This window comes from Pirellulales bacterium, from assembly GCA_019636335.1.
Lineage (GTDB): Bacteria > Planctomycetota > Planctomycetia > Pirellulales > JAEUIK01 > JAHBXR01.
Genome location: JAHBXR010000005.1, coordinates 246,765 through 261,538 on the forward strand (window position 1 = coordinate 246,765; position 14,774 = coordinate 261,538).

The following is a 14,774-nucleotide window of genomic DNA, read 5'->3' on the forward strand; positions in this document are numbered from 1 at the left end:
CTCCTCACACGACTCCGCGCTAGCGCTACCTCAGACCGGCCTCGCGCATCAATCGATCGGTTTCGCGATAGGCCTCTTCGACCCACTCGACGATTCTCTCCGGCTCGGGCGAATACTCGAGCTCGATCGAAATGGCGCCGTCGATGTCAAGCGCCTTGATCTCGCGCAGGTAGGGCTCGAACGGGACGACGCCGCGCCCGGGGGGCAAGTCGCCATGCCGGCGGCCGTCGCAGTCGGAAAGATGCACGTGCGCCGTGCGTCCTTTGAGGCGGCGAAGTTCCTCGGGCGCCACCCGCGACAGCACGAGATGCGACACGTCGATGTTCGCCTTGACCGCATCGAGGCCGACATCGTCGAGAAAACGCACCATCGTGTCGACGTTGTTCACGAGCGACAACGGAAACGGCTCCAATTCCAGAGCGATTTCGAGACCGAGTTCCGCGGCATAGCGTCCCAGCTCGCGCACGCTATCGACGCCGAGTTGCCACTGCTCGGCCGGCGGAATCACCTCCTGGTTCCAGATGTATTCGCCCAGCACCAGCAACACGTTCCGCGCGGCATACTCGTAGGCTAGATCGAGATAAGCTCGCATCCGCTGGAGGTGGAACTTGCGCACGCTGGGATTGAAATCGATCAGCCCCACCGCGACGCAAGGAAGCGAGACGATCGGCAGCCCCAGCCGGTCGCACTCGTCCTTGATCAGCCGCCGCTCGCGCACGTCGATCTCCAGCGGATCGGTGAAGATATCGATCGTGTCGAAGCCGATCTCCTTGGTCTTCCGCAGGCCAAAGACCGTGGGTTGCTGCGCCTGCACCCAGGCCGAGCTGATCAGACCAAGCTGCATGAAATCGACCTTTCGTCCTTGCGTACTTTCGCGAATCTGACCCGCGCCTCTCGACGGTGGCAACTCGTCCCACGACGGCGTCACCACTGGTGCGTGGGTCGTCACCGCGCCGGGCAAGCATCGACCGGCAACTTCGTTGCGTTTTTTTTGAAATCGCCCACGGCGGCGGGTGCGCATCGCGTCACTCGGCGTTGCGACTATCGCGCTTGCCTTGCGCTCGACGACCTCGTGCGCTCACGTGTCCGCGCACGCGACTCGTCAGGCCACTCTTGGCCACGCGTCGCTGCTTGGCTGCAACGGTCGCGGCTTGCTGATGAATCTGGCCGTCGGCCAGTTTCTTTTGAATTCCGGAAAGCGCCGGCTGGGGAGCACGACGCTGCCGCGGGGCAGGGGTCTTCTGAGCGGGCACGGAAACGGCCTGCTCCGCGCCGCGTGCCGCTGACTTTGACTTCCGCGGCGCGGCCGTCCCTTTTGTCTTGGCGGCCGGGGCCGGCTTGGCTTTCGCAGCCGGCTTGATCTTGGCAGGCTGCTTGCTCTTCTTGGTCGCTTTGAGCACCAGCTCCTTCTCCGCCAATTCGGCGCGCACTTCGGCCCGTGAGGCACGATGTCCTTGCGCGCGGGCCTTCTTGCTGGGCGCGCGAGAGGCCTTCGGCTGGCTCCCCTTGCCCGTTTCGGTGAGCTGTGCCAGTCGCGTCTCGAGGCTGGCCAGGGCATCCTGGAAGATCTGCACCTTGTCGTGGGTGCGGGTTTTGGTATCCGGCGAGCCCACCTTCCGAGCTTGGGTGCGGGATTGCGTGCGCTCCTGGTCGCGCCACTTTTCGAAGAGCTTGCGGGCACGCTGCGTGAAACTCTTCGCCTGCGCCAGGGTCAACTGGCCGAGGCGCGGACGGCGACTGGCCTGCACGACCGCCAACTCCGATTCCGAGCAGAGCGTTTGGACGCGAGACATGGGGATGGCCATGGTATTTTTCTACTCCGCCTGAGGATTTTTGGCTCGATTGCGGCGCAAGGCACACAGCGCTCGAGGCACTGAATGTGGTGCCGACGCTCAAGTCTAGCATTTCAACTCCACCGCGCCGAACGAACGGTGGTCCGATGTTCGCATCGCCAGCAGTCGTCAACGCTGTCCACGTCCTGCTTTACGACTTCCGTGTTGTAAAGAGGTGACTCCACGACGCTCAAAAAACGAAGGCTCGTCGACGAATCTCACAACAGGCTCCAGAGAAGGTAGCTGCATGCTGGGACACATCCAGCCTCCGCGATTGTGGCCAACAAATCGCATCCGGGTGGGGCCAGCGGTATAGTCTTTACTATGCGCCGCGCTTTTTTTGCCGTCATTGCCTTGCTTGTCGTTTCGTGGGTGCTCCTGCAACTGGGGGTGCTGCCGGCTCCGCTTGCGCGCGTGCTTTGGCCGGTGGTGAACACCGCCTGGGGGTTGGCCTGCCCCCTTTTTTTCCTCTCGCTCTGGATCGCGCCAGGCATCTACCAGGAGACACTCGGCGACTATCGGCAGTTCTGGGAGCGGCTGCGGGTGCGGCGGCACGAGGTGGGCGATCTCGAGCGCAAGGTCGCCACGCTCGACAAGCCTCACCACATGGTCCAACTGGGCAGCTTGTACCTGCGGCAGGGGCGCATCTCGCGCGCCATTCCGCTGCTCGAGAAGGCCCTGGCGCGAGAACCCGACACGATCGAGGCCCAATACCGGCTGGCGCTCGCCTATCTCGACCGGCATCGCTACGCCGAGGCTGCCGACTTGCTCGAAAAGGTGCATGCCGCGACCCCCGCCTACGACTACGGCACGGCCTATTTGCGCCTGGCCGAGGCGCAAACCCGGCTCGGCAACACGGCGCGTGCCCGTGACATTTACGAGGCGATGCTCAAGTTTTATCCCGGCCAGCCCGAATGTTGCTATCAATTGGGCTTACTGCTGGCCGAGGCAGGCGAACGCGAGCAGGCCGCCAAGCTGATGCGCGAGGTGATTTTTACGTTGCGCCACAGTCCCCCTTTCCAGCGCCGGCGCAACGGACATTGGGGTTTGAAGGCACGCTGGTGGTTGTGGAGACATGGATAAGCGGCGCCTCTGGCAATTGGTCGGCGGGACGATCCTTGACACTCCGGGTATCAATCCCTAGATTGCCCGGGAAGCAAACCTAATCTATTGCGCTTGTTGCGACGATTCTCGCCGGTGTCGCAGGCACTGGTGTGCAACACGATGGCCATCCAGCCCAGCATTGATCTTGTCTCGATAGCGCAAGCCTTGCGCCTCAGCCTGCCGCAGGTACAAGCGGTTATTGCGCTGTTGGAAGCCGGAAATACCGTTCCCTTCATCACGCGCTACCGCAAAGACCAGACGGGCGGACTCGACGAAGAACAGATTCGTGACGTCCAGGAGCGCTATACGCAACTCAAGCTGCTCGCCGAGCGCAAGCAAACGATCCTGCGTTCGATTGAAGGGCAGGGGAAGCTGACCCCCGAGTTGGCCACGGCCATCGCCGAGGCGACCTCGACCAAACGGCTCGAGGATCTTTACCTGCCCTATAAGCCCAAGAAGCAGACCCTGGCCACCGCGGCCCGCGAGCGCGGACTGGAGTTGCTGGCCAACGAGATTCTCGCCGCCGATGCCGCCGCGGCCGATCTCGACCGTCGGGCGCAGGATTTCATCGATCCCGATAAAGGGATGCCCACGGCCGCCGATGCCCTGCTCGGGGCGGGGCACATCCTGGCCGAGCAGTTCAGCGAGCGGGCCGCCCTGCGGCAAAAGCTGCGCGAGATTCTGCACCGCACGGGCCAACTCGTCAGCACGCGCGTCGAGAGCGAGCCGGCTCCCCCCCCCTCGCCCGAGCAACCGCAGGACGAGAAGGCCAAGGCCAAGCAGAAGGAACGCGAGAAGCTCGAACAGCTTTTCCGCGACTATTACGACTTTCGCGAGTCGTTGTCGCGCGTGCCCCCCCATCGCGTGCTGGCGATCAATCGCGGCGAGCGGGCCCGCGTGCTACGCGTACGCATCGAGTCGGACAACGCGGCCCTCGAACAGGCGACCGACGAATTGCTCGTGCCGGCCGACCATCCGCATGTCGACTTCCTGCGCGGCTGCGGTCGCGACGCGCTCACGCGTCTGGTGCTGCCGAGTCTCGAGCGTGAAATCCGCCGCGAGATGACCGACCGCGCCGATCAGCACGCGGTCGAGGTCTTTGCCCGCAACCTGCGGCACCTGCTGCTGCAGCCTCCCGTGCGTGGCCGGCGCCTGCTGGCGGTCGATCCCGGTTTCCGTAGCGGCTGCAAGCTGGCGGCGCTCGATGAGTTCGGCAATTTGCTCGATCACGGCGTGGTGCATATCGTCGGCAAGGCCGAGCGCCGGGCCGAAGCGCGGACGAAGATCGCCGAGCTCGTGCGGACGCACCACCTCTCGGTTGTGGTCATCGGCAACGGCACCGCCTGCCGGCAGACCGAAGAAGTCATCGCGTCGATGCTGAGCGAAGAGCTGGCCGATCTCGGCACGGCCTATGTCATCGTCAACGAAGCGGGGGCGAGCGTCTACTCGACGAGCCGGCTCGGCCGCGAGGAGTTCCCCAAGTACGACGCCACGCTCCGCGGCACGATCTCGATCGGACGCCGCCTGCAAGACCCGCTCAGCGAGCTGGTGAAGATCGATCCTGGCAGCATTGGCGTGGGGCTCTATCAACACGACGTGAAGGCGAAGCACCTCCGCGAATCGCTCGAAGCCGTGGTCGAGTCGTGCGTGAACTACGTCGGCGTCGATCTGAACACCGCCAGCCCGGCTTTGTTGCAAGCGGTGTCGGGCTTGAATCAACTCACGGCGCGCCGCTTGTACGATTACCGCGTCGAGCATGGCCCCTTCCGCAATCGCGAACAGTTGAAGGAAGTGCCGGGCTTTGGCGAGGCGACCTTCACGCAGGCGGCCGGATTCCTCAAGATCACCGGCGGCGACAATCCACTCGATGCCACCTGGATTCACCCGGAAAGCTATCCCGCCGCGACGCGCGTGCTCGAACGCCTGGGGGAGTCGACCGCAACGCTAGCCGATCGCGCGGCGGTCGAGAGTCTGTCGTCCAAGGCCAGCGAGGTAGACGCCACCGGTTTGGCGCAAGAGCTGGGCGTCGGCGATCTGACGCTCCGCGACATCCTGGCCGGCTTGGTGCGTCCCGGACGCGACCCCCGCGAAGACCTGCCCCCGCCGATCTTCAAACGGGGCGTGCTCAAGCTCGAAGACTTGACCGTCGGCATGGAGCTGTCGGGCACGGTGTTGAACGTGGTCGACTTCGGCGCCTTCGTCGACATCGGGCTGAGCGACAGCGGACTCGTCCACATCAGCCAGTTGGCCAACAAATTCGTGCCCAACCCGCACGAGGTGGTGGCCGTCGGCGATATCGTCAAGGTGTGGGTCCTGTCGGTCGATAAGGAACGGCGGCGTGTCTCGCTGACGATGATTCCTCCGGGGAGCGAGCGACCCAAGCCCGTGGCGCAGGCCCCGGCCCAGGCGAGTGGTGGCGAACGGCGCGAGCGACCGCCGAAGGCGGGACGCCGGCCGGATCGCAAGTCGCAGCACAAACGCCGCGATCAGGGGCATGCCGCCGCGCAGCCCCCCGCCACCGGCACAGCGCCGGCCACCAAGCCCCCGGCACGCCCAAAGCGCGAAGGCCGCCAGGCCCCCGTCGTGCTGACCAAGGCCAAGCGCGAAGGCCGCGAGCCGTTGCAGACTTTCGGTGAACTGAAAAAACTGTTCGAGCTGCGCGATGAGGGAGACGCGCCGAAATCGAGCTAGGCGGTCCAAGGCAGAAGACTCATCGCAGGCATGGATTTCGAACAGCGATTGCAGAAGGCGATTCAGCGCGGCCAAAGCGCCAGCGATGCCGAGGCGCGCGCGCGTGCCGAACGCGCCATGGGCGAAGAAGAGCTCAAGCGGCTGCACTCGCAGTACCGGCTCGAGCTGTCGGACTACATCGAGAAGTGTCTGCGCAAGCTGCCGCAGTATCTGCCGGGCTTTCAGTTCGAAACGGTCGTGAGCGATCGGGGCTGGGGGGGCAAGGTGAGCCGCGACGATTTCGCCCGCCATGCCGGCTCGCGCGATAGCGTCTTCAGCCGGTTAGAACTCGTGGTGCGCCCGTTCAGCTCTGCCCACGTGCTCGAGTTGCAGGCCAAGGGGACCGTGCGCAACAAGGAGATTTTCAACCGCTCGCAGTACCATCCGCTGCACGAGACGGATATCAATACCTTCGAGCATACGGTCGATGTCTGGGTGCTCGAGTTCGCCGAATTGTATGCCGCCCGGAGCTAGTCGCGTGCCCTCTCAGGATGACGCTCACAGCGTGCCGGCGGTTCATCATCAGCGATTCTTGCTCGGTCTGCCCGTCGCCCTGGTCGTGGCGGCGATCCTGGTGACCGGCTGCTACCTGTGGGTCGATCGTCCGGTGGCGTGGTACGTCCACGATCACGGCTTCGCCCAATGGGATCGCGAGCACGGCAACGTGCTCAAACGCATCACGAACGTGCCCGACTGGGCCGAAGAGGCGGCCCCGGCGGTGATCGTCGTTGGCGTGTTGCTCATGCTGGCCCGCCCCGACTGGCATTGTCCGCGGGCGGTCGGCACGACGGCGATCGTGTTCTTGATCTCCGATCAAATCAAGGAGCAGTTGAAATTCGTCTTCGGCCGGACCTGGCCCGACACGTGGATCGACAACAATCCGTCGCTGATTCAAAACGGCGCGTACGGTTTCCATCCCTTTACGGGGGGCATCGCCTATTCATCGTCGCCGTCGGGGCATACGACGGTCACCGTGGCGGCGATGAGCGTGCTCTGGGTGGCGTACCCCAAGCTGCGCGTGGTGTGGGTGGCGCTCGCGGTCGCCGAAGGCGCAGCCCTCGTGAGCCTGAACTATCACTTCGTCGGCGACGTGGTCGGCGGCGCCTTTCTGGGCGCGATGATCGGTCTCAGCGCAGCGCGCCTTGCCAGGCTTTAGGCGGCGATGCCACAGATCCGATGCGGGCCACAAGACCGCCGGCCTGTGCATTGAGCTTCACTTGATCCATGCTGAGCTCGAGTTCCCCAAAAACACCGGCTGGCAGCCGGCGCCACCTTGCCTGCTCCACGAACCCCACTTACCCTGCCGGCGCCAGCACCAACTCGCGCAGAGCCGCCAGGCTGGCCAGCACGTCGTCGGGCGAGACTTCCGCCCAGCCGGCCGTCTTGTGCCGCAGAATTGCCAGCTTGAACGATTCGAGCGCGTCGGCCAGATCGTCGGGCAACTCGGCGAGCGATTCGAAGGGGCGCACGGTGGCGGTCGCCGGCTCGCCCTGCTCCCTCGCCTCGGGATCGAACGAATCGTCGAATGGTGCCTCGGTGGTGCCCGATTCGTACTCGGCCCGGCTGCTGCGTTCAACCGCTTCGCGTGCCTCGTCGTTGCCATCGTCGTTCGAGAGGGTCTCGGTCGTGGGATAAATCGCGGTTTCTGCGGCGCTCGGCGCGGCGGCGTAATCTTCGTCGACCTCCGAGCTGACGATATCTTCTTCGCGCGGCTTCATCTCGGCCGGCGCGCCGATCGCCTCCCAGCGTTGACGGCGCATCTGCGAAACCGACCAATCGTTCTGCACGGCGCCTTCGAGCCACATTTCGGCGTCGTTCCAGTCGAGCGCCGCCTGGAAATGGCTCCAGTAGAGCCCCTGAAAATCGTCGCGCACGGCGGCAAAGCGTTCGGCCACGCGGCGCAGGCGGCCGACGTGTTGCGGCGAGACGGCCCCCACCTGCTGGCTCCAGGTTTCGTCCGAGTAATCGCTGGCCGACGCGCCCGCGTCGATCAAGGCGGCGCGCCACTCGAGAATGATGCGTCCCTTCTCCCAGTTCGTGGTGCTGATCAGCCGGTTCCAGCGACCCAGGTATTCTTCGGAGGTCGCGTCCCAGGCAATCGTCTCGCCGCTCGTGCGTTCGTCCATCGCGCCAACTTCCTTTCCTCGGGCCGCGAGCCGGTCGCTGACGGATTTCGAGAATCCGGTCGACGACGCGCGCAACCGTAACCATTTTTCCTGTGCGTGGCTGCCACACTTCCGTGTGAGGCGAGCGAGAGTGCTCGTCCAAGCGAACCTGACCCGAATCGCCGTCAAAGAGGCGGGAACAGCCGTGATCCCTGGCGAGGTCGGGGAAGGGATTTTACCGCGACGATGGTCCTGCTGCCAGACGCTCGACACGACATTCGCGGGTCGGTAGGGCGTGCGACCCACTGCTTGACAGGCGCCGTTCGCCTTCTGAGAATTGTCGACTCACGTCGCACAATCGACAAGTTTTGCACAGGTTACGCACCTCGCACGAAGAGTAGCGCGGATGACGGCATCGACCGCAGAAAAGGGGCGTGTCGCGCATATCGTGCGTCAGTTGGCACGCGATTATCCCGACGCTACCTGCTCGCTCAATTTCAAGAATCCATTGCAGTTGCTGATCGCGACGATTCTCTCGGCACAATGCACCGACGAGCGGGTGAACCTGGTCACGCCGGCCTTGTTCAAGAAGTACCCCACGGCGGCGGCGCTGGCCAAGGCGCCGATCGCCGACCTGGAAAAAGCGATCCAAAGCACCGGTTTCTTTCGCAACAAGGCGAAGAGCATTCAGGGATGCTGCCAGCAACTCGTCGCCAATCATCGGGGGCAGGTACCGCAGGATCTCGACGCGCTGGTCAAGCTGCCCGGCGTGGGGCGCAAGACGGCGAATGTCGTGCTGGGCACCGCCTTCGACATCCCCTCGGGCGTGGTGGTCGATACCCACGTGGGGCGCATCACCCAGCGGCTGGGCATGACCACCGCCACCGATGCGGTGAAGATCGAGCAAGCCCTGATCGCGCAACTGCCGAAAAAGGAGTGGATCGCCTTCTCGCACCGACTGATCCAGCACGGTCGCAAGGTCTGCATCGCCCGCAAGCCCAAGTGCGAGGCCTGCCACCTGCTCAAGTGGTGTCCTCGCGTGGGGGTGAAAGAGCCGCCACCTCGTTGACGGCGGGGCGGGCGTGCGGGATGATCGTTTCGGCGGCGCTGGTCCTTTCGTCCGGCGATCCAGGACAGAATTCCTTCCTCGAACAGGATGTTGCCGCGATGATTCTCTCCGGGCACGAAATCCGCCGGCAACTCGGCTCGAATATCATCATCGATCCGTTCGACGAAGCGAATCTCAATCCGAACAGCTACAATCTCACGCTGCACAACGAGTTGATGACCTACGAAGAGGTCGTCCTCGACATGCGGAAGCCGAATCGGGTGCGGCGTCTCGAGATTCCGCCCGAGGGGCTCGTGCTCAGCCCGAACCAACTCTACCTGGGGCGGACGGTCGAGCGCACCGAAACCCACACGCATGTGCCGATGATCGAGGGGCGCTCGTCGGTGGGCCGCCTGGGCCTGTTCGTCCACGTCACGGCCGGCTTCGGCGACGTCGGCTTCTGCGGCTACTGGACGCTCGAGATGTTCGCCGTGCAGCCGATCCGCATCTATTCCGGCGTGCCGATCTGCCAGATCTTCTACCACGGCATCAGTGGCAGCTTCACGGGCTACTCGAGCGACAAATACCAGCACAATCGCGACATCCAACCGAGCCTGCTCTTCAAAGAGCTCAATCCCTCGAGCGAGCAGGACCGGCAAATGAAGCTCGAGTTCGGCATCGAGCTGTCGCACAAATGAGGCACGGCTTCCTCCCCTTGCTTGCCGAGAAGCAGCTCAAGGTCTCGGGCGACCATTCGCCGAGGTCGATGCGGAAATCCGCGCCACGCATAAGTTAGGCCGCAATGGCTGAGCTGCGCGTGGTCGTTATGCCACAGGCACAACGTCAGATCGGCCCGATTGATCCTGTAGCTCACAGGTTTCGCAGCAGTTGCGGCACGTGCGGAAAGCCGATCACCTGCTCGCACCATGCGGCGGCGGCAAGCAGATTCGCCTCTTGAAAGGCGCGCCCGGTGAGCTGGACCCCCAGCGGCAGTCCTCGATCATCGAGCTCGGTCGGCAGCGACACGGTCGGCAGGCCGGCAAAACTCCAGGGGGCGTTGAAGCGAGGGTCGCCCGTGGTGTCGATCCCCGGCGCCGTCGTGACTGTGGCGGGCGTGAGCAGCACGTCAACTTCAGCCAGCAGCGGCTTGAGTTGCGATTGGAACAAATGCCGATGGCGCAGCGCGGCGGTGTAGTCGCCGGCGCTCGTGGCCAGCCCCTCTTCGATGAGCGCCGCGATGTGCGGCCCGAATTGCCCGCGATGCGCGGGGTAGAGCTTGTGGTGCGTCTCCGCGGCCTCGACGGCCATGATCCGGCGGTGCATGAGGATGACTTCTACAAAGCTCTCCGGCAGGCTCAGCCGCTGTACCTGTGCCCCCGCCGCTCGGAAACGCTCGAACGCATCGAGCGTTCCCTCGTGGATCGCCCGACCGCAGACGTCGAGAAAGAAGCCTTCGAGCAGACCGATGCGGGGTGCCCGCGGATGGGCGAGGCCCGCGAGGTAGTCGTCCGTCGGCAATTCGCTGCAAAGCGGGTCGAGCGGATCGGGGCCGGCAATCACTTGCAGCACGAGCGCCAAATCGGCCACGTGCCGCGCGATCGGGCCGGGATGGTCCAGATGGAAACTAAGGGGCACGATGCCATGCACGCTGACGCGGCCGATCGTCGGCTTGAGCCCCGCCACGCCGCAAAACGAAGCGGGCCGTGTGATGGAGCCCCCCGTCTGCGAACCGATCGCGGCGGCACAGGCCTCGACCGCCACGGCGGCCGCCGAACCGCTGCTCGAGCCCCCTGGCGTGTGCTCGAGGTTCCAGGGATTTCGCGTCGGCGGCGGGTCGAAGCTGGCGAACTCGGTCGTGACGGTCTTGCCCAGGATGATCGCCCCCGCGCTCCGCAGGCGGTCAACGATCGTGGCATCGTGCGCGGCCAGATGGCTGGCTCGTAGCGGCGAGCCAGCCTGGGTGGGCCAGCCAGCCACGTCGACGATATCCTTGATGCCCAGCGGAATGCCATGCAACGGGCCACGCCATGCGCCGCGCAGAGACTCTTGACCGAGGGCCAGGGCGGCAGCCCGGGCGCCGATCGTATCGACGGAGACCCACGCCTGAAGCCGATCTTCGAGTGCCGCGATCCGCTCGAGCGATTGCTCGACCAATTCCAGGGGACTGGTTCGCCCGGCGCGCAGGGCTCGAGCCGCACTCAGCAGGTCGCTTTTTCCGGCAACCACGGGAAGGGATGCCTCATTCGCCGCTGAACTCACCAAGCTCCTCCCGATGCACTGCCGCAAAAGTTTGCGGCAGGACCTGGTCGCCTGCTACTCGAAGGGACTGATAAATGGCTTGCCGTCTCGCTTGGTAAGATAGGCTCGAATGAGCGCGCCGGCTACCTCGGCCAGCTCTCGACGGCTCTCGAGCACGACCTGCACGCCTGCCAGGCACATCTCATCGGTGCTCTTTTGACCGTACTTTACGATCTCGGGGGGAGAGTGCGGGTTGACAGGGTTATCGGCCGAGTTGTCGTAGATCGCTTCGACTTCGAGCGACGTCCCTTTCGGCAGTGGAATGCCTTCGCGCAGTTGGTACTTGTCCTGCCAGTTGAAATCCCAATCGTCGATCGCAATCAACGGCACGACGTTCCCGTCGGGAGCAATCGCGGTCACACGCATCTTCTTGCCCAGGTAGTGCATGTGTGGATTCAGACCGATCACGGTGCCATCGACCGGCAAGACGAACGACGCATGCACCGCGTAGGCGGCGTCGCCGGCGGGGATCTCAAACGAGTTGTTCATCACCGGCAGCGTCGTGACCGGATGAATCGCCGTACCCCGTTCGGCCAGATGGAGTCCGATGCGCGAACGATCGCGCTCCGTCTTGCCGGTGGGAGAATAGTGCATCTGCAGCGCCACCACCGCCTGCCGCGGCAGCCAGATGCCGGACTGTTCGGGCAGGAATCGGGCCGAGTAACCGGGTGACCAGCTTCCCAGGAAGCCCGCTGGCAGAAAGCCTGGCCCACCAAAGCTCTCATAGCCGGGCTGGGGATCGCGTGCATCGAGTCGCGTGGCCGCTCCTGTAACGTCGAAGAAGATCAAACTATGGTGTACGATCTGCGGATTTCCCGGCTGGAACTCGACGGCCGAGACCATGCGGTCGTCGGGCAGGTTCACCGGAATCGCAAACCAGCGAAAAAGGTTCTCGCCATCGGGTGGAATCTCGAACTCCTCGGGCATTTCGAGCACGAGATCGGGCTCGCCGAGTTGCCAGCCATCGTGGAAACTCGGCAGTGGGGGAAGATCTGCGGGCGAACCCTCCGGAGTATCGGCTTTCGCCCATCGCTCGAGAAGATCGAGCTCCGCTTTGCTGAGACGCCGCTCGCCCAAGAAATGGCGGATCGACGGATCGACCTTCCAGGGAGGCATGCGACGCGATTGGGTCACGTCGACCAGGTGCGCGGCGCGTTTGGCCGCGTCTTGGTAGGTGGTGAGGGAAAAGGGAGCGACCTGGCCAGGGCGATGACATTCGACGCAATGCGTCCACAGGATCGGTGCGATGTCGCGACAGAACGTCACTTCATCCGTCGAGGCAGGGGTGGAAAGTGCCAGCAGCAACCATCCGAACAGACACGCCAACAGCCTTGCGGAACGCATCGCGTTTCTCCTGGGAACCCTCGGAGATTCATTCCCCCCCTGACCACGCGCTGACCTATGCCGACCGATTCTATTTCGGCCATCGTTCGTTTGCCAAACTTTCTCCGCCGGGCAGAGAGCCGCACGCTGCAAAGCCGGCCTGAATCGATGGGCGCCACTCGCCCGCGACGTTGGGCCGAGTAGAATGGGAACCTCGTCACCCCCAGGTGAGAGCCGCGCAACATCCGTCCTCCGCTTTGCCAGGGAGGGGCCCTTGAAAATTCGCCAGGAGCCGAAGGCCCATGCCCATTCCAGCCCTGACCTTGTTAAGTATCGCGCTCTTTGCCGCGGCGCCCGTGGATGAAATCGCGCCAGGCACCGTGCTCGCGTATCGTGGGCAGGTGCGACAGCGGTCGACGGAAGGCGAAACGCCCCCCGAGAAGCAGTTCGATTTGACGCTGCTCGTCGCCGAGAAAAACGACCAGTCGCACGACGTCTATTGGTTGATCGACGAAGCGGGGCGCGGGGGCTGGCCCTGGATCGAGCGCTGTGGCCGCGTCACGGCGGATGCATACGGTCGCGAGGCCGACGACCGCGCTCCGTCGTTGCTCTACGAACTCGACGAGGACGTGGCGGTGATTCCCCTGATCGTGCCCCTCTTGCGTCCACCGGTGGCCGCGATGGCCGATGCGAACTGGACGGCCGACAAGCTCACTTACACCTTTGTTGAGGAAGCGGAACTGGACGGGCGCGCCATCTGGAACGTGCAGGTCAACAACGCCTACGGCACCAAACGTCGATTGGCCTTGTCGAAGAGTAGCCCGCTTGTCACCGCGATCGCCGAACGCGTTTTTATGGGCATGGGAACCGAGTACGAATTGTCGTTCAAGCTGGTCAACGTCGAGCAACTGCCGGTCGAACGTTTTGACGCCGAGCGCCGTGCGTTCGACGCGTTGCTCGAACTTCGTCAGGCACTCAATCGACCCGCACGGACACAGACGGCCGCGTGGAGCGAGTCCGATCGCAAAATCCTCGCCGAGCGTTTGCCCGGCGTGCAAATGGCCGCGGCGACCACGCGCCTGCAAAGACTCGCCGAGGGAGCCGGTCGCGACGTCGCCCGACAGGACGAACGGGCCGTCAGCGTCGAGCAGCTCGTCGAGAAATTCGAAGGCCAGCCGGTCGAGGATTTCCAGGTCGGTGGGCTCGATCGCACACGTGCCTACTCGCAGGACATGCGGGGCAAGCTCACCCTGTTGCACTTCTGGGAGTACCGAGATGCGCCCCTCAAAGAGCCATACGGACAGGTGGGCTACCTCGAGTTCCTGCAGGAACGCCACAAGTCGAACGGACTGGCGGTGTATGGCGTGGCGGTCGACAGCCGCCTCGACGATCCGCAGTACCGAGGGGAGGCAATTCGCGGCGTGCGCAAATTGAAGCAGTTCATGAACCTGAGCTATCCGATCCTGCTCGACGGCGGCGCGTTGATTCGCCAATTCGGAGATCCCCGCACCGCCGGCGCCGAATTGCCGTTGTTCGTGCTGATCGACAGCGAGGGCAAAATCCTCGAGTACCACGTCGGGCATTACGAGGTGGATCGCGAGGCGGGCCTGAAGGAACTAGATGCCGAGGTGCAGCGGGCCGTAAAGCGCAACAACTAGACCGCAGTGCCTCGTGCCGGTTTGGTCCGCGACGAGAAGCCCCCGCGAAGTTCCCTCCGACCGTGGCCGAGCGATTGGCTATCAGGCTGCTGAAAAAGTCAGCAGCCTGCTAGGATCGCCTGGATGCGATCACAAAATAGCGACGGAAGTCGTTCTTTTGCGAGCGGTGCGGAGTTCAACTCCGCACTTCGCGAGGTTGAAAAAGGCCACGACGGACCTTTTTCAGCAGCCTGCTAGAATACAGGCATAGGGTTCCAGACCATCTCCGATCGATTCCTGGGAACAAGGCTCAAGCAGCAATTCACCATGCCCATCTACGAATACACCTGCGAGAAGTGCCGAGTCGATTTCGAGACGCTCGTGCGAGGCAGCGAGAAGCCCGTTTGCCCTGATTGCGGCAGCGTGAAGCTGACCAAGCGTTTCAGCGTACCCGCCGCGCACACGTCGAGCTCGTCGAGCCTGCCGGTGTGCGAACCGCTGCCGCGCGGCGGCAACTGCGGGCTGCCGCAATGCGGCATGGGGGGCTGCCAGTTCGACGGTTGAGCCGTCAACGCTCGGGCTTGAGTGGCATAGGCAACCGGCCTAGGCACTCCACCATTCGAGTTGATGACATTTCAACTCAAAAGGCACAGGCAAGACTGCCTGTGCCTTTTTGAATTTGTCGAGTTCTTTGACC

The 14,774-nt window shown here is 63.9% G+C and carries 13 protein-coding genes; 8 read left to right on the top strand and 5 right to left on the bottom strand.

What is annotated here, in order from left to right:
- Positions 1–25: 25 nt before the first annotated feature.
- Positions 26–844, bottom strand: coding sequence for a sugar phosphate isomerase/epimerase (locus tag KF708_07580; protein MBX3412532.1), 819 nt, complete (start codon positions 842–844; stop codon positions 26–28).
- A 181-nt stretch (positions 845–1,025) separates the two neighbouring features.
- Positions 1,026–1,793: a hypothetical protein gene (locus tag KF708_07585; protein MBX3412533.1), complete on the bottom strand. Its 768-nt coding sequence runs from the start codon at positions 1,791–1,793 to the stop codon at positions 1,026–1,028.
- Between the two features lie 363 nt (positions 1,794–2,156).
- On the opposite strand from KF708_07585, the gene KF708_07590 reads away from it, so the two are divergent.
- From KF708_07590 to KF708_07605, 4 genes are all read left to right on the top strand, one after another.
- Entirely contained in the window at positions 2,157–2,915 is a 759-nt protein-coding gene (locus tag KF708_07590) for a tetratricopeptide repeat protein (GenBank protein ID MBX3412534.1), read from the top strand.
- A gap of 141 nt (positions 2,916–3,056) precedes the next feature.
- A complete protein-coding gene (locus KF708_07595) occupies positions 3,057–5,627 on the top strand; it encodes a helix-hairpin-helix domain-containing protein (GenBank protein MBX3412535.1) in 2,571 nt (856 codons plus the stop codon).
- A gap of 30 nt (positions 5,628–5,657) precedes the next feature.
- Positions 5,658–6,140 carry a hypothetical protein gene (locus tag KF708_07600; protein ID MBX3412536.1) on the top strand — a complete coding sequence of 161 codons (483 nt, stop codon included), beginning with the start codon at positions 5,658–5,660 and terminating at the stop codon, positions 6,138–6,140.
- A 4-nt stretch (positions 6,141–6,144) separates the two neighbouring features.
- On the top strand, positions 6,145–6,822 hold the full coding sequence (locus KF708_07605; protein MBX3412537.1) for a phosphatase PAP2 family protein: 678 nt from the start codon (positions 6,145–6,147) through the stop codon (positions 6,820–6,822).
- Positions 6,823–6,961: 139 nt separating this feature from the next.
- Here KF708_07605 and KF708_07610 read toward each other — a convergent pair whose 3' ends face one another.
- Entirely contained in the window at positions 6,962–7,792 is an 831-nt protein-coding gene (locus KF708_07610) for a hypothetical protein (GenBank protein MBX3412538.1), read from the bottom strand.
- 385 nt (positions 7,793–8,177) lie between these two features.
- Here KF708_07610 and nth point away from each other — a divergent pair, with 385 nt between their 5' ends.
- A complete protein-coding gene (gene nth / locus KF708_07615; protein ID MBX3412539.1) occupies positions 8,178–8,840 on the top strand; it encodes an endonuclease III in 663 nt (220 codons plus the stop codon).
- 98 nt (positions 8,841–8,938) lie between these two features.
- A complete protein-coding gene (locus KF708_07620; protein MBX3412540.1) occupies positions 8,939–9,517 on the top strand; it encodes a dCTP deaminase in 579 nt (192 codons plus the stop codon).
- A gap of 172 nt (positions 9,518–9,689) precedes the next feature.
- Here the strand turns inward: KF708_07620 and KF708_07625 are convergent, their stop codons facing one another.
- Both KF708_07625 and KF708_07630 read right to left on the bottom strand, forming a co-directional pair.
- A complete protein-coding gene (locus tag KF708_07625) occupies positions 9,690–11,045 on the bottom strand; it encodes an amidase (GenBank protein ID MBX3412541.1) in 1,356 nt (451 codons plus the stop codon).
- A gap of 87 nt (positions 11,046–11,132) precedes the next feature.
- Positions 11,133–12,461 (bottom strand): hypothetical protein, encoded by a 1,329-nt coding sequence (locus KF708_07630; GenBank protein MBX3412542.1) that lies wholly within the window; start codon positions 12,459–12,461, stop codon positions 11,133–11,135.
- A 281-nt stretch (positions 12,462–12,742) separates the two neighbouring features.
- Here KF708_07630 and KF708_07635 point away from each other — a divergent pair, with 281 nt between their 5' ends.
- Together KF708_07635 and KF708_07640 are read left to right on the top strand one after the other, a co-directional pair.
- The gene (locus KF708_07635; protein MBX3412543.1) at positions 12,743–14,098 is read left to right on the top strand and encodes a TlpA family protein disulfide reductase; all 1,356 of its coding nucleotides are present in this window, start codon (positions 12,743–12,745) and stop codon (positions 14,096–14,098) included.
- 306 nt (positions 14,099–14,404) lie between these two features.
- Entirely contained in the window at positions 14,405–14,641 is a 237-nt protein-coding gene (locus KF708_07640) for a zinc ribbon domain-containing protein (GenBank protein ID MBX3412544.1), read from the top strand.
- Positions 14,642–14,774 lie beyond the last annotated feature (133 nt).

Bases quoted from the DNA above. Each gene is read 5' to 3' on its own strand.
- KF708_07580 (MBX3412532.1), bottom strand. From the start codon at position 844: ATGCAGCTTGGTCTGATCAGCTCGGCCTGGGTGCAGGCGCAGCAACCC.
- KF708_07585 (MBX3412533.1), bottom strand. From the start codon at position 1,793: ATGTCTCGCGTCCAAACGCTCTGCTCGGAATCGGAGTTGGCGGTCGTG.
- KF708_07590 (MBX3412534.1), top strand. From the start codon at position 2,157: ATGCGCCGCGCTTTTTTTGCCGTCATTGCCTTGCTTGTCGTTTCGTGG.
- KF708_07595 (MBX3412535.1), top strand. From the start codon at position 3,057: ATGGCCATCCAGCCCAGCATTGATCTTGTCTCGATAGCGCAAGCCTTG.
- KF708_07600 (MBX3412536.1), top strand. From the start codon at position 5,658: ATGGATTTCGAACAGCGATTGCAGAAGGCGATTCAGCGCGGCCAAAGC.
- KF708_07610 (MBX3412538.1), bottom strand. From the start codon at position 7,792: ATGGACGAACGCACGAGCGGCGAGACGATTGCCTGGGACGCGACCTCC.
- nth (MBX3412539.1), top strand. From the start codon at position 8,178: ATGACGGCATCGACCGCAGAAAAGGGGCGTGTCGCGCATATCGTGCGT.
- KF708_07620 (MBX3412540.1), top strand. From the start codon at position 8,939: ATGATTCTCTCCGGGCACGAAATCCGCCGGCAACTCGGCTCGAATATC.
- KF708_07630 (MBX3412542.1), bottom strand. From the start codon at position 12,461: ATGCGTTCCGCAAGGCTGTTGGCGTGTCTGTTCGGATGGTTGCTGCTG.
- KF708_07635 (MBX3412543.1), top strand. From the start codon at position 12,743: ATGCCCATTCCAGCCCTGACCTTGTTAAGTATCGCGCTCTTTGCCGCG.
- KF708_07640 (MBX3412544.1), top strand. From the start codon at position 14,405: ATGCCCATCTACGAATACACCTGCGAGAAGTGCCGAGTCGATTTCGAG.